This window comes from Sulfurospirillum diekertiae, from assembly GCF_002162315.1.
In the GTDB taxonomy this organism is placed as follows: domain Bacteria; phylum Campylobacterota; class Campylobacteria; order Campylobacterales; family Sulfurospirillaceae; genus Sulfurospirillum.
In genome coordinates this window covers 686793-706360 of the sequence record NZ_CP021416.1, presented here as the reverse complement: position 1 = coordinate 706360, position 19568 = coordinate 686793, and the positions used below count along the sequence as shown (strand labels likewise).

16 protein-coding genes and 1 tRNA gene are annotated in these 19568 nt (G+C 37.2%); 1 reads left to right on the top strand and 16 read right to left on the bottom strand.

Annotated elements, in window-relative coordinates; all coding sequences use genetic code 11:
• Positions 1-7 precede the first annotated feature (7 nt).
• From Sdiek1_RS03600 to pheS, 4 genes are read right to left on the bottom strand one after another with little or no spacing between them, the layout of a single operon-like run.
• Positions 8-841: a 4-hydroxy-3-methylbut-2-enyl diphosphate reductase gene (locus Sdiek1_RS03600; protein WP_087437935.1), complete on the bottom strand. Its 834-nt coding sequence runs from the start codon at positions 839-841 to the stop codon at positions 8-10.
• A complete protein-coding gene (aroA, locus tag Sdiek1_RS03595; protein ID WP_087437934.1) occupies positions 838-2121 on the bottom strand; it encodes a 3-phosphoshikimate 1-carboxyvinyltransferase in 1284 nt (427 codons plus the stop codon). The genes Sdiek1_RS03600 and aroA overlap by 4 nt, the downstream gene beginning before the upstream one ends.
• Complete coding sequence (pheT, locus tag Sdiek1_RS03590; RefSeq protein WP_087437933.1) at positions 2118-4457, bottom strand: phenylalanine--tRNA ligase subunit beta; 2340 nt, start codon at positions 4455-4457, stop codon at positions 2118-2120. The genes aroA and pheT overlap by 4 nt, the downstream gene beginning before the upstream one ends.
• Entirely contained in the window at positions 4454-5446 is a 993-nt protein-coding gene (gene pheS / locus Sdiek1_RS03585; protein WP_238099134.1) for a phenylalanine--tRNA ligase subunit alpha, read from the bottom strand. Before pheS ends, pheT begins: the two co-directional genes overlap by 4 nt.
• 115 nt (positions 5447-5561) lie before the next feature.
• Between pheS and Sdiek1_RS03580 the strand changes: the two genes are divergently transcribed.
• Complete coding sequence (locus tag Sdiek1_RS03580) at positions 5562-5954, top strand: histidine triad nucleotide-binding protein (protein ID WP_087437932.1); 393 nt, start codon at positions 5562-5564, stop codon at positions 5952-5954.
• Between the two features lie 40 nt (positions 5955-5994).
• On the opposite strand, the gene argH is transcribed toward Sdiek1_RS03580, so the two are convergent.
• From argH to Sdiek1_RS03520, 12 genes are all read right to left on the bottom strand, one after another.
• Positions 5995-7380: an argininosuccinate lyase gene (gene argH, locus Sdiek1_RS03575; RefSeq protein ID WP_087437931.1), complete on the bottom strand. Its 1386-nt coding sequence runs from the start codon at positions 7378-7380 to the stop codon at positions 5995-5997.
• An 87-nt stretch (positions 7381-7467) separates the two neighbouring features.
• The gene (gene pckA / locus Sdiek1_RS03570; RefSeq protein ID WP_087437930.1) at positions 7468-9045 is read right to left on the bottom strand and encodes a phosphoenolpyruvate carboxykinase (ATP); all 1578 of its coding nucleotides are present in this window, start codon (positions 9043-9045) and stop codon (positions 7468-7470) included.
• 109 nt (positions 9046-9154) lie between these two features.
• Positions 9155-10960 (bottom strand): biotin/lipoyl-containing protein, encoded by a 1806-nt coding sequence (locus tag Sdiek1_RS03565; protein WP_087437929.1) that lies wholly within the window; start codon positions 10958-10960, stop codon positions 9155-9157.
• Between the two features lie 34 nt (positions 10961-10994).
• The gene (locus tag Sdiek1_RS03560) at positions 10995-11225 is read right to left on the bottom strand and encodes a sodium pump decarboxylase subunit gamma (RefSeq protein ID WP_087437928.1); all 231 of its coding nucleotides are present in this window, start codon (positions 11223-11225) and stop codon (positions 10995-10997) included.
• Positions 11226-11650: 425 nt separating this feature from the next.
• Entirely contained in the window at positions 11651-11911 is a 261-nt protein-coding gene (locus Sdiek1_RS03555; protein ID WP_087437927.1) for a hypothetical protein, read from the bottom strand.
• Between the two features lie 95 nt (positions 11912-12006).
• Positions 12007-12091: transfer RNA gene (locus tag Sdiek1_RS03550), tRNA-Leu, on the bottom strand.
• Positions 12092-12144: 53 nt separating this feature from the next.
• Positions 12145-12447 carry a F0F1 ATP synthase subunit C gene (locus Sdiek1_RS03545; RefSeq protein ID WP_041956852.1) on the bottom strand — a complete coding sequence of 101 codons (303 nt, stop codon included), beginning with the start codon at positions 12445-12447 and terminating at the stop codon, positions 12145-12147.
• Between the two features lie 101 nt (positions 12448-12548).
• On the bottom strand, positions 12549-14795 hold the full coding sequence (locus Sdiek1_RS03540; protein ID WP_087437926.1) for a polyribonucleotide nucleotidyltransferase: 2247 nt from the start codon (positions 14793-14795) through the stop codon (positions 12549-12551).
• A gap of 32 nt (positions 14796-14827) precedes the next feature.
• Positions 14828-16921 carry an LPS-assembly protein LptD gene (locus Sdiek1_RS03535; RefSeq protein ID WP_238099132.1) on the bottom strand — a complete coding sequence of 698 codons (2094 nt, stop codon included), beginning with the start codon at positions 16919-16921 and terminating at the stop codon, positions 14828-14830.
• A 26-nt stretch (positions 16922-16947) separates the two neighbouring features.
• On the bottom strand, positions 16948-17403 hold the full coding sequence (locus Sdiek1_RS03530; RefSeq protein WP_087437925.1) for an RDD family protein: 456 nt from the start codon (positions 17401-17403) through the stop codon (positions 16948-16950).
• Positions 17393-18667 carry a phosphoribosylamine--glycine ligase gene (gene purD / locus Sdiek1_RS03525; RefSeq protein ID WP_087437924.1) on the bottom strand — a complete coding sequence of 425 codons (1275 nt, stop codon included), beginning with the start codon at positions 18665-18667 and terminating at the stop codon, positions 17393-17395. The genes Sdiek1_RS03530 and purD overlap by 11 nt, the downstream gene beginning before the upstream one ends.
• A gap of 273 nt (positions 18668-18940) precedes the next feature.
• Positions 18941-19567, bottom strand: a complete 627-nt coding sequence (locus tag Sdiek1_RS03520) for a uroporphyrinogen-III synthase (protein WP_087437923.1) — start codon at positions 19565-19567, stop codon at positions 18941-18943.
• Between the last annotated feature and the right edge of the window lies 1 nt (position 19568).

The following is a 19568-nucleotide window of genomic DNA, read 5'->3' as shown; positions in this document are numbered from 1 at the left end:
TTGCCTATTATACTTTAATTTCGCTGATTTTTCCAACTATTTTTTCGATAATCCAATCAGGCGTCGAAGCGCCCGCAGTCACGCCACAAAGCGTTTTCCCTGTAAACCAGCTTGGGTCTAAATCTTTTTCGCTTTCCACTAAAAAACTATCCACACAATACTCTTTACAAATACTATGCAATTGCTTGGTATTAGAAGAGTTTTTTCCACCAATAACAACCACTACATCAGCTTCTTTTGCAAGTTCTCTTGCTGCATCTTGGTTCTCAAAAGTGGCATTACAAATCGTATTAAAAACTCTTACCTCTTTGTAACGTGTCTCCAAATAATTGGTAATTTCTAAAAATTCACTAATTTTTCGTGTGGTTTGTGAAACCACTGCAATTTTATTGCCTTTAAAGTTCACTTTTTCGAGTTCTTCCACACTTTGTACCACATGAGCACCATGAATAGCATAGCTCTCAACGCCCTTGACTTCAGGATGATCTGCATCGCCAAAAATGACGATTTCATACCCTTCCATACTCATTTTCTCGCAAATTTCCTGAGGTTTTGTCACATAAGGGCAGGTCGCATTGATGACCTGTACATCACTTTTGAGAAGCATTTCAAGGTCTTTTTTAGGAATACCGTGCGTCCGAATAATCGCTTTGCCAACACCATCCGCCTCTTTGATATCATGCAATGTTTTGACATTAAAATTTTCACTCAAACGGTTAATTTCTTCATTATTGTGAATCAAAGGTCCAATTGTTGAAGCATTTTTAGTATTTTCTGCGATTTTAATGGCACGCTTGACACCAAAACAGAAGCCGTAACTAGTAGCAAGTTTAATTTTCATGGATGTATATTTCCTATTTGAGAAAGTAACTCAATGAAATTTGGAAAAGAGGTATTAATACACTCAACATCTTCAATGTTCATGGGTGCACGTGTGCCTGCAATGGCAAAACTCATTGCAATTCTATGGTCTCCAAAACTATTAATTGTAGCGCTTTTTAGTTCCCCACCGTGTACCGCATAACCATCGTCGAACTCTTCCACTTCCATGCCACATAAGCGCAGATTTTTGACCACGCTGGAAATACGATCACTCTCTTTAACACGCAATTCTTGTGCATTTTTGACAAGGCTTTTACCCTTAGCACACGCAAATGCAATGGAGAGTGCTGGCAGTTCATCAATCAACCATGAAATATTGTCACTGACGTCAACACCATGTAGTTCTTTACCTGTAATGATAATATCACCGACACTTTCATACATGCTCTCTTTTTCGATGAACTGAACCTCAGCTCCCATACGTGCAAGCACTTTATAGGCTTCAATGCGTGTGGGGTTTAAAAGCATATTGTGGAGTGTCACAGAACTTCCCACATTAATTGCAGCGGCAACAGCAAAGAAAAATCCACTGGATGGATCATTCGGGACGGTCATTCGTAAAGGTTTCAAAGGTGTATTTTGAGGATGAATGGTTACATGTAAACCTTCTGATATCACTTTTGCGCCCATGCCACGAAGCATTCGCTCACTATGATCACGGCTGAGTTCTGGCTCACAAAATGTCGAAATGCCATCCGCTTGAAGAGCCGCTAAAATGAGTGCACTTTTCACTTGAGCTGAAGCAATTTTACTCTCGTAATGAAAAGCTTTCAGTGTTTCTCCTCGAATACCAAGAGGTGCATAGTTACCTTCACTTCTTCCATCAATTTGCGCACCAATACTGCGTAGTGGGTCTGCAACACGACGCATTGGACGCGAACAGAGGTATTGATCTCCGTACAAGACAAAAAAGCCTTTACACGAAGAGAGAAAGCCCATTAAAAGGCGTATTGCGGTACCCGAATTGCCACAGTCTAAAATAAGTGGAGGCTCAACAATACTTTGGGGAGGCGTAATAGTCAGTGTTCCATCTTCTGCTTTTTCAATCTGAGCACCCAAAGACTGAACAATGCTAAGTGTACACATCGTATCTTCTGCAGGCAAATAATTTTTGATAATAGAAGGTTGATTACTCAGAAGTGAGAAAATCGCACAGCGATGCGAAATAGACTTATCGCTGGCAATTTTATCAGTTGTAAACTCGAAAGAGACTTTAGGGTTTACATGTAACGTTTTCATCGGATTGTAATTCCAAATTTCTCTTGAATTTGTGCAAGCAGTGCTTCTACCATTGAAGCGATTTCTTCTTCTTCAAATGTTTTTTCTAAAGATTGAAATTGCAACTTAAGTGTAAGGCTGACTTTATCCCCCAAACTTTCATGAACGTAACGATCAATCACGGCAAATTTTGTTAAAGCTTTAGGGGCAATCGAAGTTATAAAACTCTCTAGTTCTGAGTATTGCATTTTTGCATCTACGAGTAGGCTTAGATCACGTGAGGAAGATGGTAATTTGGAATACTCTTTTGCAATTTTACGTTTATACGAAAGTGCCTCAAAATCAAGCTCACAAATATACGTACGATCTAAATCAAGCTCTTTTTCCACTTGGATATTAACACGCGCCATATAACCTGCTTCAACACCATCAATGATGACACGAGCTGCTTCATACGGACTGCAAAGACCATTAACTTTTTCAAGTGGAAGAAGTGTAAAGTTACTTAGAACACTTTGAATTTTTTCAGCAAAGGCAAAAAAGTCAATTTCGCTTGGTTTTCCATGATTAGAAATCTCAGGAATGCCATTTTCACCGCTAAAAACAAATGCTATTTTTTTAGATTCAGTTCTCTCACTATCAAAAACGCTACCTACTTCAAAAAGGGCTACTCGTTTTTTACCAAATTTGAGGTTATTCGAAACCGCATTCAAGATATTTGGCAATAAAGAGCTTCGAAGCGTATTGAGTTCACTTGTTATAGGATTGGCAACTTCAAGTGTTTCCTTTAAAAGCGGTAAATGAAATTTCTTAGCATTTTCACTGTCATCAAATACAAAGTGCAATGTCTCAAAAAATCCTGCCGCTACTGCCCTGTAACGATACATCTGTCGTTTTTTAAAATTAAGATAAGGCTGATTAATTTTAAGTTTTTCGGCAAAGGAGTAAGGCTTAGAATGAATATTGTCAATACCAACAATTCGAACAATTTCTTCACAGATATCTTGCGTATTGATAACATCTGATCGAAATTGTGGAATTTTAACGTTAATCACATCTTGTTCAAAAGCAAAGTTCACACCAAAGCCTAACTGCTTCAAAATCTTGATAATTTTATTTTTAGGAATCTCTTCACCAATCATTTCGGTCAAGTCGCTTTGGTGAATATTGATAATCTTGGCTTCAAAATCTTGCGTAATTTGTTGAGAATCTGCATAAGCCATGATTTTAGAACGCTTATTGAGCATTTTAAAGAAATAGTTCAAACCAAAAGCAAGTTGTGGTTCGCTACCTCTGGAAGAGCGATACAGATGTTTATCCGCCCCTAGTTTTTTATTGGCACTACGTGACGCAATAATTTCAGGATGAGTATAATTTGCTTCAATGATTATGCGTTCATCACTTGCTGATGCCTTACACTCAGCCATTTGAGCAACTCCAGCAATCGCTATTTTTTGTCCATTGAGACCATAAATAGCATCCAATCCATTCTCATCTTTGGCAATGGTAATTTTGGCTTTATCATCCTTTGCGCCAAAGCACGTTTGATTATAAGCACGAAGCAATACACCGGTAACATACGTTGAATAATCAATCAATTTACCCAGTAAACATGAAGATTCAACCTCGGCAAAACCTAAACGAAGCTCGACCAATAAAGGAACCCCGATCTCTTTGTTGTCAAATACTTTGTACATATAAGAGCCTGAAAGTGCTTCGCTACCATGGAGATGCAACACTCGACCCACACCTGGTTGATTTTCTTCTTCCTCTTTTTGTCCTAGCGTTTTTACTTCTAAATCAAAATAAACGCTCAAATCTCGAGCTACACCATACACGCTTTGACAATCACCACGATTGGGAGTCAATCCAATTTCAATCACATCATCGTTGATCAAAAGATACTCGCAAAGAGGTTTTCCCAGTTCAAGTTTTCCAATACTCTCATCTAAAATCATAATGCCATCATTGATTTTTGGAAGACCAAGCTCTGTTGAAGAGCAGATCATGCCGCATGATTCGACATCTCTGAGTTTTGCTTTTTTAATTTTAAGGCCACCAGGGAGAACGGAGCCAATCAGTGCAACAGCGACCATTTGCCCTGCTGCAACATTCTTTGCCCCACACACAATCTGCTGAACAGTTGCACCTACATCAACTTGGCAGACATTGAGTTTATCCGCATTGGGGTGCTTCTCACATGAGACAACATGACCGACTACGACATTTTCAGGAATTCGGATTTTGGTGAGTCCATCGACTTCTAAACCAATGGCATTGAGTGCTACAGAAATTTTGTCCGTATCAATTGCACTGATATCAATCCATTCATTTAACCACTGTTTTGTTACTATCATCTAAATTGCTCCAATAATCTCAAATCACCCTCAAATAAAGACCTTAAATCTGGAATTTGATGTAAGAGCATTGCAAAGCGCTCAACACCAAGTCCAAAGGCATAACCACTGACATCTTTATACCCAACGGCTTTAAAGACATTGGGGTCAACAACGCCACAGCCTAATACTTCCAACCAGCCTGTATGGGAACAGACACGACACCCTTCACCATGACAAAAAATACAACTAATATCTGCTTCTGCACTGGGCTCTGTAAATGGGAAAAGCTTGGGCGGAAACGTACTTTCACATCGCCAAACATATATTTTAAAAAAGTCTTCGAGAATAAATTTTAAATTAGCAAAAGAGACTTTTCCTGTTTTATCGACCACAAGACCTTCGACTTGATGGAACATAGGTGTATGGGTAATATCAAAATCACGTCTAAATACTGCGCCTGGGCAGATCATACGAATCGGTGCACTTTGTTTGAGCATGGTTCTAATTTGAACCGGTGATGTGTGGGTGCGAAGCAACATCGAATCTTTAAAATAAAAGGTATCTTGCATATCACGCGCTGGATGATACTTTGGAAGGTTTAACGCTTCAAAATTGTGGAAGTCATCTTCAACAAGAGGTCCTTCTTCAATTGAAAAGTTCATACTTACAAAGTATTCAATAATTTTATCCATAGTATCCATCACAGGATGCAATGCCCCTGCTGCGCTTTCTTGATTAAAAAGTGTGACATCAACACTGCTTTTACGCATTTGCTCTTCAATCATAACGCTTTCAAGCGCACTCTTTTTTTGATTGAGTAATTCTAAAAAATTCTCTTTGTTGATATTGAGATTTTGAGCAAATTCTTTTTTTGCTTCACCATCAAGCTTTTTGAGCTCTTCAAATTGTGCAGCAAAATACCCTTTTTTACCAAAAAGAGAGACTCGCATTTTTTCTAATTCAACAAGCGATGTACACGAACCTATCGCATTTTCTATATCTTTCAAAGGGTTGCCTTTCATTCACAAGCATCAATGACGCTCTTCAGTCTATTCGAACGTTCATTTTAGTCAAACTTTAATTATAAAAGGTTAAAATCATCCTAAAAAAGAGGAGAAGGCGATGACGATCTTTAGTAAAATTGTAAGTGGTGAGATTCCTTGCAACAAAGTACTTGAAAATGAGGATTTCTTAGCATTCCACGATATTAATCCAAAAGCGCCGATACACATTTTGATTATTCCCAAAAAAGAGTATAAATGTTTTCAAGAAGTTGACCCAAAGATCATGGTCAAAATGACAGAATTTATTCAACAAGTGGCTAAACTTTTAGAATTGGATAAACGCGGATACCGTTTGATTACTAATAATGGCAGCGATGGTGGGCAAGAAGTCTTACATTTACATTTTCACCTTCTAGGAGGAGCGCCACTTTCATGGGACACTCTTTCAAGTGATAAAAAATCAAACAATGATGCACACAAAGTAGATAGTGATACTCACAAATTTCTTTAAAATACCATAGATGAAGAGGAAAAACCTCTTCATGATTTACTTAATGACGCAATTTTCTCCATGTTTCAAAAATTTCAATCTGTTTACATGTAGAAGAAACGGCTGTTCCTCCTTGAGAGGTTCGTGCATTCATAGAATGAACTAAAGAGAGATATTCACTGACATCTTCACCAATGCGCGCATCCACTTTTTGAAGCTCTCCTACACTCATAACACTAAGATCAATGCCTAAGCCTTCGGCATGTGCTACGGCACGTCCAGTGATAAAATGAGCTTCACGGAAAGGGATATTGCACTTTTGAACCAAATAATCTGCAAGATCCGTTGCACTCAAATGCCCCACTTCACACGCTTGTTTCATTCGTCCCACATTGATGGTCATCGTACGAACCGCTTCTTTGAGGATATTAAGTGACATATAAACGGTTTCCACGCTATCAAATACTCCCTCTTTATCCTCTTGCATATCTTTATTGTACGCTAGAGGAAGCCCTTTAAGAACGGTTAACAACCCAATTAGATTGCCATTCACACGACCTGTTTTACCACGTAAGAGTTCAGGGACATCAGGATTTTTCTTTTGTGGCATGATGGAACTACCGGTGGAGTATTCATCGCTCAGCGTGATAAATTTAAACTCATAGCTTGACCACAAAATAAGCTCTTCGGCAAATCGTGAAATATGCATCATAATCGTAGCAATATTAAAAAGAATCTCTAATGCAAAGTCACGATCACTGACCGTATCAAGACAATTCACACTGACACTATCAAATCCTAAAAGTTTGGCAACGTACTCTCTATCGATATTATGAGGTGTCCCCGCAAGGGCTGCGCACCCAAGAGGCAAAATATTATTGCGTTGGTAGGAGCTTTCAAGCCGTTCTATGTCTCGTTTAAACATCGAGACATACGCCAAAAGATGAAAGGCAAGGTTGATGGGCTGTGCATGTTGAAGATGCGTCATTCCTGGAAGAAGCGTGTTCGTATGCTCTTTGGCAATGCTCATTAACACATCAATGACCTCTTCTAACACATGAACAATGATCAAATTTTGTTTTTGAACGTATAATCTAAAATCAACCGCAACTTGATCGTTACGGCTACGTGCCGTATGAAGGCGTTTTCCAGCTTCGCCAATGAGATCAATAAGCCTTGTTTCAACCGACATATGAATATCTTCGTGAGCAATATCAAAAACAAAGGTTCCTGCTTCAATCTCTTGTTTGATTTGTAATAAACCAGTTGCGATTTGATCGGCTTCATCTTGTGTAAGAATACCTTGTTTGGCAAGCATTGTTGCATGAGCAATTGAGCCTTTAATATCTTCTTCGTATAGTTTTTTATCGAAAGGTAATGAAGCGTTAAATTCGTCGAGTAATTGTGCTCCGCTTGCGGCAAATCTGCCAGACCATAGCTTTGACATTCAAATATCTCCTATAAAATTGCGTTAGATTTTGTGATATACAAAAGGTAAAGGAGTTCAAAAACTCCTTTACATGTAAAGTTAAAATTAGAGTTTTGGACCTGCATTTGAGAAATCAGAATCTGCTGTAATGTATTTTTTAAAGTTCTCAATAAACATACCAGCAAGCTCATCTCTGGTTGCATCGTAAAAACTTTTATTTTCCCACGTATTTTTAGGATTCAAAATTTCTGTTGGGACACCATCAAGTGCTTTTGGTACTTGGATGTTAAAAACAGGGATAGATTCAAATTCGCAATCGTTAATACTGCCATCTAAGATTGCATTAATACATGCACGTGTTGCTTTAATGCTCATTCGTTTTCCAACACCGTAACTTCCACCAGTCCAACCTGTATTGACCAAATAAACATCAACGTTATATTTTGCGATCTTCTCACCTAATAGTTTTGCATAAACAGTTGGATGGAGGGGTAAAAATGCCTCACCAAAACAAGCACTAAAAGTGGCAACAGGCTCCGTGATACCACGTTCTGTTCCAGCAACTTTAGCGGTATAGCCACTGAGGAAATAGTACATTGCTTGTTCATTGTTAAGTTTAGACACCGGAGGCAAAACACCAAATGCATCGGCGCTTAAAAAAATAATTTTTTTAGGATGTCCTGCTTGTAAGCTCGTTTCATGGTTATCAATATGATAAATTGGATACGAAACACGGGTATTCTCTGTTTTAGAGGCATCCGCATAATCAACCACACACTTATCATTAATGACAACATTTTCAAGAAGGGCATCTTGACGAATCGCACCAAAGATTTCAGGCTCACTGCTTGGATCAAGATTGATACATTTAGCGTAACAGCCACCCTCAAAATTGAAAACACCATTATCATCCCAACCGTGTTCATCATCCCCAATGAGCTTGCGCTTTGGATCCGTTGAAAGCGTTGTTTTTCCGGTTCCTGAAAGACCGAAGAAAAGAGCTGTATCACCTTTTTCACCCACATTAGCAGAGCAGTGCATAGAAAGTTTTCCCTCTAAAGGCAACCAGTAATTCATCATAGAAAAGATTCCCTTCTTAATCTCTCCACCGTACCACGTACCACCAATAATGGCAATGTTCTCTTCCACATTAAAAACAACAAAAACATCCGAGTGTAAATTGTGTTTTTTATAGTCTTCATTGACTATTTTACATGCATTATAAAGAACAAAATCTGGTTTAAAATGTGCTAATTCTTCTTCTGAAGGCCTAATAAACATATTTTTTACAAAATGTGCCTGCCATGCAATTTCCGTGACAACGCGAATACTCTTGCGACTGGCTAAACTTCCACCACTAAAAGCATCTTGAATATAAATATCTTTACCGGAGAGTTCTTTTTTCACTTTTGCAAAAAGTTCTTCATATATCTCTTTACTTACTTTATGGTTCATTTTGCCCCATGAGATATATTGATTAGAAGGCTCCTGATCTACAAAATATTTATCTTTTGGGCTTCGTCCTGTAAAAATTCCTGTATCTACACTAAATGTACCATTACTTGTAACACGACCTTCATTATTTGCAATTTCATGTTTCAAAAGCTCTTCGTAACTTAGATTGTAGTGAACCTTTCCAAGATTGGTTAACCCTAATTTTTCAATTTCATTAATCTTCGACATATTATTGATATCCTCAATACATTTTAATTATCATTCATAGCAGAAAGTCTCTGCAACAGCGAAGAGCCAAGTGACACCTGCCACATTTGGCTCTATCTATTTTAATAGCTTATAGCGTGACCAGTAGTTGATTATTAACGATGACATCACCTTGATTAACACGAACACTACTGACAACACCATCGATGGTTGCTGGAACTTCAATTTCCATTTTCATCGCCTCTATAACGATGACTGCTTGCCCTTTAGTCACCTTGTCTCCAACATTCACCAAAACTTTAAAAATAGAACCAGGTATTCCAGCTCTCACTTCAGCACTATTAGAAGGAATGAGTGCCGCGTTACCAGCTTCTGCACTACACCCTTCTTCAATTTCAATGAAATATTCTTGTCCATTAATAACAAAGGCATCTTGTTTATCAGATGGCTTAACATTGTATTTTTGACCGTTAACAATAACAGTATAATCTTCAGAAGCATTACAAAGTACTTTTTCTTTATCAGCTTTACCAATTTTACGAACATTAACTTTTGCTTCGCCTTTGAGGAAAGCAATACCTTTATCTTTACATGAAGCAGCAATAAAGATATTTTCTTCTGTCGTCTTTAAGCCTTCTTTTTCCAAAAGCTGCTTAACTGTTGTTAACGATTTACTCTCATCTTCATCAGCAAGATCAAGCGCATTTTTCTTGGTTGGTTCAAGTTTTAATTGTTTACTGGCAAGTGCAACCACTTTAGCATTGGGGGCAACTGGAGTTTTCCCAAAATACCCAAGTACCATTTTGCCATACCCTTCAGCAATTTTTGTCCATGGTCCAAACATGACATTATTAAATGCTTGTTGAAAATAAAACTGTGATACAGGCGTAACACTGGTTCCATATCCACCTTTTTCAACCACTTCACGCATTGCTTTAATCACTTCTGGAAATTTATGAAGAATATTATTGTCACGAAGCATTTGAGTGTTGGCAGTCAATGCACCGCCAGGCATCGGAGAAAAAGGAATCAAAGGAGAGACTTGCACTGCTTCTGGTGGCATAAAATAATCTTTTAAACAATCTTGTAAAACATCTTCATAGGTAAGAATTTTTTCAAGCTCTAATCCACCAAGATCATAATTTTTACCTTTTACCGCATGAAGCATTGTTAGGATATCTGGTTGACTTGTTCCACCGCTTACTGGAGAAGCGGCAAGATCAATACCATCCACCCCTGCTTCAAGAGCTGCTAAATAACATGCTACACTGACACCCGCTGTTTCATGCGTATGAAGTCGTACATGCATTTCTTCAGGTAAGAGTTTTTTTGCCATTTTTATGGTCTCATAAACTTTTTGAGGACTTGACGTACCACTGGCATCTTTGAAGCAAACACTATGGTAGGGAATGCCTGAATCTAAAATAGCTCTCAGTGTTTTCTCATAAAAAGCAACATCATGAGCACCCACACATTTAGGAGGAAGATCCATCATCGTCACAACGATTTCATGTTTAAGACCATGATGCACAATACGCTCACCACTGTATTTGAGGTTTTCAACATCGTTCAGCGCATCAAAGTTGCGAATGGTTGTTGTACTGTGTTTTTTAAACATTTTAGCATGTAAATCAATGAGCTCACGATTACCAGTATCAAGCATAACGGTATTCACACCACGAGCAAGTGTTTGAAGGTTCGCATCAGGACCTGCAATAGCACGGAATCTATCCATCATTTCAAAGGCATCTTCATTTAAATAGAAGTAAAGACTTTGGAAACGTGCCCCACCACCAAATTCAAAATGGCTAATACCTGCTTCTCTTGCTGCCGCTACTGCAGGTAAAAAGTCATCCATAAGTACACGTCCACCAAAAACTGACTGGAACCCATCTCTAAACGTCGTATCCATCACATCGATGTATTTTTTCGCCATCTTCTTTTTGCCCTTTTAGTATTTTGTTTTTGTTTTAAGACTTGATAGAAGCAGCAATTGCTGCGACAACTGTGAAGTTATCTTTTTGCAATAATTCTTCAGTAGAATTACTCATATGAATACTCTCATTTTCCATTGGGAAGTATTTCATAATGATTTTAACCTGAACGTTGAACATAACGGTCAATATAGCTAAAAGCACAAAGTATGTAGATTGGGTAAGAACCAAGAATCTTAAGCTCTCCACATACAGATTCACTTCCATAAATGCAACCCTTTTGTTTAAATTTAACTAAAAACAATAGTCAAAATTTTAGTATTTTATCATTTTATTTATTAAATCAAACCCATAGAAAAGTGCTGAAGTAGGGATAAATTTACTGCTTTACATGTAAAGATATTTACAACAAAAGGATCTGTTTGAAAAGCTAAATCATGGAATTTGTCTTCAAAAAAAATTGCTCTATACCATGTATTTTAGGAGTTTATTAAGAAGATATTGGTGATATCATGAGATGAATATTAATTAAGACAGCATAAAAAAATTAAATCTGGAATACTACAGTCTTCATAGACCCAGATACAATTTTTTTACACGATTTATTTTTGAACTTACCTACCATATCAACATACAGTAACGTAAGTTCATTCAAATTATTTGTAAGATACTTGGTTTTAAGAAATTTGAGCTTAAAGAATAAAGAAATTTTCAGGATGTTTAATAATAGCACCATGCTCGGAGATAGCTTCATCTGGCATATTATAACGCTCATTAAAAATCGGATGATGAAATTGTACTTCATCATTAATAATTTCAAAAACCATTGTTTCGTAGACAACTTTTTTAGCATCACCTTCAAAAAAAGAGTGACGTACATGCATACTTATTGTCGAAATAAGAAATTCCCTACCATTTAGCTTAATAACATTTTTGAGCTCTAAGTCTCGCATCAGATACCTTTCGAGATTTATATAATCTTGTAAATAGTAACATAATTTGACATCGAATTTAATAAAACAGTGTAGGGAAAATAAGAGAGATAAAATGGTGCGGTCGGGGGGATTTGAACCCCCACACCCGTAAGGCACTACCACCTCAAGGTAGCGTGTCTACCGTTCCACCACGACCGCATAAAAGAAGGAAGGAGTCTTAATTAAAGACTCCCATGTTTTGTTATTTGTTATTAACCAAGAAATGGGTTTTTGTAGAGAAGGATCAAAGAGATAACAAGTGCATAAATAACTTGAGCTTCGATCATCGCAAGTGCAATAAACATTGTCGTGACAAGTTTACCACCAAGACCAGGATTTCTTGCTGTTCCAGAAATTGCTGAAGATGCAGTATTTCCCATACCGATTGCGCCACCAAGTGCAGCAAGACCAAGTACGATACCTACAGCAAGTGCTGAGTAAGCTTTAACTGTTTCACCCTCACCTGCAAACGCTAACGTTGCAAATGCTACCATTAAAAAAAGAATCTTTTTCAAAGATTGCTCCTATTTGTTTTTCAAAGTCTGTTCGGATAAACCCCTACTTGCCACTTTGTGAGCGAGATTATATCTATCCAATTGTTAAAAACCCTTTAAAGTTAGCGCTCTAGCCCTAACTCTATCTTATTCCCCGTTTGCTTCAAGATTTTGACACGTACTTTTTGCTCAAGGGCAAGATAATCACTGACTTTATCCACACGATGGTCGGCAATTTTTGAAACATGTAATAGCCCATCAATACCACCAGGAAGTTCAATAAATGCACCAAAATCAACAATACGTTTAACAACACCATCGACCACTTCATCTTGAACAAATGTTGGCACTGGCTTCTCTTCTCTAGGGGTACTACCATGTCTATCCCCTCCTCTATCTCTTCCACCACCACGTCCACCAAAGGAAGGCTTGTTGGTAATTTGAATGATGTGCTCTTTTGCAGCTTCAACTTTTTCTTTGTTTTCACCTGCGATTTTAACTTCACCTTTTTCTCGATCAAGATCAATAGAGACCTCAAACTTCTCAATAATTTCTCGGATAGTTTTACCTGCTTGTCCAATAATATCCACAATTTTTGATGGATCAACACTGAAAAGTTCAAGTTTTGGCAAAATAGAATTGTTAACAACAATCTCTTGACTTGCTGCTTCCATTAATCCTAAAATATGCGCTCTTCCCTCTTTGGCTTGGTATAATGCCTCTTTAAGGACATCACGTGAAATACCACCGAGTTTAATATCCATTTGTAGCGCAGTTATACCGTCTCTTGTTCCTGCGACTTTAAAATCCATATCACCATCATGGTCTTCTAAGCCCATAATATCACTTAAAACTGCATGTTTATCACCTTCAAAAACAAGCCCCATGGCAATACCTGCAACTAATTTTTCAATATTAATCCCTGCCGCTTTAAGTGCTAATACTCCACCACAAATGGTTGCCATTGAAGACGAACCATTTGACTCCAAAATTTCAGACACAAGTCGAATTGTTTGGAGACGGTTTATATCAAGAACCGGCTCTAAGGCACGGCGTGCAAGATTACCATGTCCTAACTCTCTGCGCCCTGGTGAACGAAGAGGAGAAGCTTCACCCACGGAGAATCCAGGAAAATTATAATTCACCATAAAGGTATCATTAATTGTATTTTTTTCAGTCAAAAGATCATACATTTGTGCATCTTTATCGTTACCCAGTGTCACGACAGCTAAAGCCTGTGTTTGTCCACGGGTAAAAAGACATGATCCATGCGCCAATGGTAAAATATTGGTCTCAATACTAATAGGTCTTATTTCATTGAGTTTTCTACCATCCGCACGAACATGTTTATCAATAATCATTTCACGTACTATTTTCTTTTTATATGCATTAATCACACTGCTAACAAGCTCTTTACTCCATCCTTCTAAAACGGCAACTTCATCACTTAAAATTTTAGTTACAATTTTATTAAGCTCATTAGCTCGCTCACTTTTTGCCATTTGATTGATGGCATTATGCACGTCTTGCTTATAAAATTCATCAATATAGGCAAAGATAGAATCATTTTCTAAATCTTCTTTATAATCAAGCTCTGCGTCTTCTTTTTTCAAAGGTGCAAATGTTTGCTCATACGCACTTGTAGCCTCAGTAATCGCACTTTGAGCTTTATCAATTGCTTCTAAAATTGCATCTTCATTAAATTCATTAATCGATTGCTTTGTAATAACACTTTCTGCTAATGTAGGATCAAGCATTGGATCAATGGCCATGATTGGAAGATTCATGCTTTCCATTGATGCAATAGAGCGCATTTCAATCATCAAAAGTTCTTCTTTTGTACCTGCAACGTAAAGATCCAAAGTGCTTGTTTTTAAAGCCGAATTAGAAGGGTTAACAACATATTTTCCATCAATATATCCTATTCGTACACCTGCAACTGCTTTATTGACAGGAATATCAGAAAGATAGAGTGCCGCACTAGCAGCATTAAGTGCAGCTACTTGAAGATCAACTTCAGGATCACAGCTTAAGACAAAAACAACAATTTGGGTTGGATAAGCATATCCTTTAGGGAAAAGGGGGCGAAGACTTCGATCAATAATGCGTGAGGTAAGTGTTTCAAAATCACCAGGCTTTGTTTCTCGTTTAAAATAACCACCAGGAATCTTTCCAACAGCATATGTTTTTTCAACATATTGTACGGTCAATGGTACAAAATTTTCTGAAACTTGGCTGTCATCTCTTGCAACCGTTGCTAAAATAACAGTGTTTTTAATTTTCAATAATGCAGCACCTGCTGCTTGTTTTGCAACTTTTCCAAGATCATAAATCTCTTCTTGATTATTAACGGTAATTTTATATTCCACTCTTTTCTCCTTCGTTTATTAACTACATCTCTTTAAAATTTTTGTTCGGACTCTTTCGAAAGATCATATCCTACGCTACCCAGCGGGTAGATATTAAACATAAACATAATGCCTTCTCTATTAACAGAGTCTACAACACTCGCACTTGTTAATTTTGGGGTTATTTTATCCCTGTATTGTATAGAATAATCCCAACATTTTAAACTCTTTTTAAACCCAATATTCCATGATCTAAATTGATCATCTTGTACATCATAATCAACACTTGTGAAAACATTATAATGTGTAAAATATTTACTATCAGCATACAAAGTCACAAAGCTATAATCTTTATTGGATGATATATCTTGACTCACTTTATAAATTGTATTTTCCCTATATGTTTTATCTTGATAGGTATAGCGTAAAGACGTTGAATAAATGTCATCTGCATAATTAATAGAAACTTGATTACGGGATACTTTACTGAATTCATGAGAATAATGAAGCGTATGCCCTAAATAAATTTTATCGGTTATATAGTATTTAAGATCATTTTCCAAATTACCATACTTATAATCATAGTCACTGTAGTAAATCTGTTTTAACGTGTGACTTACTTTCTTTTCACCATCTTCGTTATAAAAAAATTCTTTGAGTGTTAAAGAAGTGCTTTTAGTCAGTGTATTTAATGCAATAAAATTAGCGACATAACCATTTTCATCCTCTTTGCTTGGAAGAATTTGATCAATACCAAGATACATTGTATGATAAAAATTATCATACGGTTTTGAAAGTTCTGTATAGAGTGAAAATTTATGATAATTTCTCCAATACTTTCCCTCATTCTCTTGCGTATCATCATTTCCATAAGCAATATGCGTTGCGTAAATATTTTCTGAAACGCTTGCATGTAAATAATCTTCTAAAAACGAAAAATATAAGGTAAATGGAGCATTAAACTCATTTTGAAATGCCGTTATACCCTCAGAACGAGTATAGTTATGTGCTTGATAATCAACGGAATAAAGTAAATTATCGAGTAAAAGAGGATTTGTAAAATGGTGATAATGTAATGTAGGCAATTCTTGAAGAGTCCCTTTATTATCTGTTCTTGGCAAAGGTGGATTTGTATCAATATAATATTTTGTATAAAGGCCAATATAATCTTGATCGTGCTTAACATAATAATTGAAACGTGAAGTTACTAATTTATCATAACCAAGCGTTTCATTTCTCATCGTATTATAGTAATCTATATCGTTGAGATAATTGATATCAAACCATAAGCCATCTTCAATGTTATTATATTTCTCACTTAAAAGCTGACTACGATCATACGTTACTTGTAGACCATAGTGACTATCGTTTTTCAAGTTTTCATCTTTTGCATAATCACTGTGTTCTTTAAAATATCCCGTTGTAATGGAACCGTTGGAATAAGCTGAGTCTACAAAACGGTAGGTTCCGTGCATTCCCTCGCCTCTATTTGTTCGTATCTGCGGGCGAAGCTCTACATCATAATTTACATCAGGAGCAAAATAGATAGGTTGCATATAATAGAAACCTTCTTTGCTGCTCATTCCAAATTCTGGCTTCAAAAGTCCTGTACGCCTAGTTTTATCCGTTGTAAATGAAAAATATGGAAGGTATAGAACAGGCACATCGCCAGCATAAAAAACGGGATTATAAAGGTGTAACCATTTATTTTCTTTATCAAATTCCCCTGATGTAAATGCTATTTTCCAATCAGGGTCTTGGGTATTGCAGCTGGAAACAATGGATTTTTGAGTAATGTAAGTATCAGGATTTAAAATGGCATTTTCGCATTTGATCCATACATCTGAACTCTCATCAAAAAAGAAGAGAGGGTCAGAAACGCCTTTATCGGTATTAAGATTAATCTTGGTATGTCCACTTCTGGAAGCATAATTCACTCCCTCAAGTAACGTAATATTACCAAAGAGCTCTAAATCACCATTGGCTTGATCATAAAAAGCTTCATCCGCAGTAATCAAATACTTTGGACTATAAAGAACTACATTGCCAACGGCATGGACTAAAGTTCCTTCTTTACTCACATTATTTGCTAAAACTTCTACATCTTGAGGTGTTTTCTGTGTTGGTGCTGCCCATAAGCTTCCCAAAGAAAGCAACAATAGGAAAAAAAAATCTAATTCGCATTGATAACCAACGTATTGGCGACTCTATCATGCCATGTCTCTCTTTTTGGATTTAAATACGCCCATATAAAGCCTAAATAAAATATGGACTCACTAATGATTCTAAACACTGCTCGGCTTAAAGAAAGGACTAAAGATGGATTTTCTAAATCAGCTGTTGAAATCACTCTGATTTTCATCGCAATCTTTCCAAGCGTTGCTCCATACATCCATACAAAAAAAGTTTGATAAATCACTTTTAATACAACAACATAAACAAATAGACTGTTAATAGTATTTAGAAGCTCTTCAGTCGTCACATTTTCAGGCATTTGATCAAGATAGATCAGTGAAAAAAGAACGGAAATTAAGATTTCGTCAATCAAATACGCAAGGCCTCGTTTTTGTAGTGGCGCTAATGTAATATTTTCGCTTTCAAACTTTTCAATCAACTCTTCATTTGTCATGCTTGAGTGCCTGATATGCAATATCGCTTCTAAATTGTTTTCCAGCAAAATGAACTTGCCCGCATAATAAATAAGCGCGTTCACGTGCCTCTTTGATGCTATCGCCCACACCCACACATAAAAGTACCCGTCCACCTGTTGCATAGAGTTTTCCCTCTTCAAGGCTAACGCCTGCGTAAGAGATGTGCGTATTTTCTAAATCTTTATGAACATTCATATCAATAATAATTTCGGCAGGTTTTGAATTGCTATACGGATAATTCTCACTTGCCATCACAACCGCAATAGCATATTTATTAAAAAATTCTATGTTTAAATGTTTAAGATTTCCTGTAGCTGCTTTGTAAAAAAGTTCACTCGCAGGTGTTTTTAACAGTGGCATTAAAATTTCGCACTCTGGATCGCCAAAACGTACATTGTATTCCAAAACAATCGGTTCATTTTTCACAATCATCAACCCAATAAATAAAACGCCCTCAAAAGGTGCATTCTCTTTTTGCATGCCTGCAAGCGTTGGCTTTACGACACGCTCTTCTACTTTTTGATACAATTCTTCATCAATCAGTGGTGTTGGCGCATATGCACCCATACCTCCTGTATTAGGTCCAATATCATTATCTTTTAAGCGTTTATGATCTTGTGCGGCTGGGAGAATTTTATAATCTACGCCGTCACAGACAACAAACAAGGAAAGCTCATAACCATCTAAGAATTCTTCAACAACGACGCCAAGTCCTGCATCGCCAAAGCTTTTACCACTGAGCATGTCACGGACTGCCTCTTTGGCTTCATCTTTATTTTGCGCGATGATTACGCCTTTTCCTGCACAGAGTCCATCGGCTTTTACAACGATAGGAAGATCAAGAGTTTCGATAAAATCATTGGCTTTTTTTGCATCACTGGTTTCGATAAATTTTGCGGTTGGAATGTTATAGCGTAAAAGAAAGTTTTTCATAAAGATTTTAGAGCCTTCAAGTCTAGCGGCAGCTTTTGACGCGCCAAAAATGACCAACCCTTTGGCTTTGAAAATATCGACAATACCATCTACCAAAGCAGTTTCAGGTCCGACGACAGTCAGATCGATGCCATTTTCTTTGGCAAAATCTGCCAAAGCTTCATAATCTTTATAGGTAACATTGCTTCCAAGTTGTGGGGTTGCTCCATTTCCGGGTGCGAAAAAAAGTTCGGTTACGTTTGAATCACGTTTCAGTGCTAAACCTATAGAATATTCTCTGCCACCACTACCAACAACCATTACCTTCATTAATATTTCTCCAAAAGAATCTATTTCGTTTACATGTAAAAACCCAAGTGAGCGTTCCGTGATTGAAGCGGCCCTAATAAGCCAACTTCTGGGAGTCGACCTTTTCTTTAGGCTGCAATCTCTCACTTTTTACAAAGCTCAAACGAAACCACAGGCACACCAAAAATGTACGTATTCCCGTATACTAATTGTTGGACCCTCATGAAAACGGTTGTCGCTTCACCCAGGCGAGGCAAACTACTAAACTTCTTTAATTATAAAGGAATTTAGCTTCTAAAGAGCTTTTGCCAAGGCGACGCACGCCTCAATACTTTGCGTGGAAGAGACAATCTTTTTGACATGTAAAGGTAGAGCAGAAGCTGTTTTTTCACCAATGGCAATGGCGATATAGCTTTTATCCCAAGCAAAGTTTTCCATAAAACAGTGTACGGTAGAAGGTGAAGTAAAAATAAGTTTAGCCTCTTTTAAAGGGGAAAAAGAAGAAGGATAATGCTTACATTTTGTCTCATACACAATGCGTTGTTCTATGTCAATATGGTTTACATGTAAGATTTCAAACAGTGAAGAGGAAACCTCTTTCGCACGGGGAAAAAAGACTTTTTGATTGGCTAAAAGAGGAATGAGTATTTGAGCAAACGTGTCACCATACGACTCTTTACATGTAAAGACAAGATTTCCACCACACTTCTCTATGAACGAAGCTGTTCCTTCACCGATAGCATAGGCTTTTTTGTCTTTCCATGCAATGCCACTTTGTTCAAGGGCTTTGACACTGTTTTTGGAGGTAAAAATGATGGTATCAAATCCTTCCAAATCAAATGGAGTCGGATCAAATACAATCTCAAATAGTGGGAGATGTACTACCCCCTCATACGCTTTATCGCTGAAGAGGTAGATCATC

Excerpts from the sequence above, each read along its gene's own strand:
- Sdiek1_RS03555 (WP_087437927.1), bottom strand. The coding sequence starts at position 11,911 with ATGCGAGACTTAGAGCTCAAAAATGTTATTAAGCTAAATGGTAGGGAA.
- Sdiek1_RS03600 (WP_087437935.1), bottom strand. The coding sequence starts at position 841 with ATGAAAATTAAACTTGCTACTAGTTACGGCTTCTGTTTTGGTGTCAAG.
- aroA (WP_087437934.1), bottom strand. The coding sequence starts at position 2,121 with ATGAAAACGTTACATGTAAACCCTAAAGTCTCTTTCGAGTTTACAACT.
- pckA (WP_087437930.1), bottom strand. The coding sequence starts at position 9,045 with ATGTCGAAGATTAATGAAATTGAAAAATTAGGGTTAACCAATCTTGGA.
- pheT (WP_087437933.1), bottom strand. The coding sequence starts at position 4,457 with ATGATAGTAACAAAACAGTGGTTAAATGAATGGATTGATATCAGTGCA.
- Sdiek1_RS03520 (WP_087437923.1), bottom strand. The coding sequence starts at position 19,567 with ATGATCTACCTCTTCAGCGATAAAGCGTATGAGGGGGTAGTACATCTC.
- purD (WP_087437924.1), bottom strand. The coding sequence starts at position 18,667 with ATGAAGGTAATGGTTGTTGGTAGTGGTGGCAGAGAATATTCTATAGGT.
- argH (WP_087437931.1), bottom strand. The coding sequence starts at position 7,380 with ATGTCAAAGCTATGGTCTGGCAGATTTGCCGCAAGCGGAGCACAATTA.
- Sdiek1_RS03530 (WP_087437925.1), bottom strand. The coding sequence starts at position 17,403 with ATGACAAATGAAGAGTTGATTGAAAAGTTTGAAAGCGAAAATATTACA.
- Sdiek1_RS03560 (WP_087437928.1), bottom strand. The coding sequence starts at position 11,225 with ATGGAAGTGAATCTGTATGTGGAGAGCTTAAGATTCTTGGTTCTTACC.
- Sdiek1_RS03580 (WP_087437932.1), top strand. The coding sequence starts at position 5,562 with ATGACGATCTTTAGTAAAATTGTAAGTGGTGAGATTCCTTGCAACAAA.
- Sdiek1_RS03565 (WP_087437929.1), bottom strand. The coding sequence starts at position 10,960 with ATGGCGAAAAAATACATCGATGTGATGGATACGACGTTTAGAGATGGG.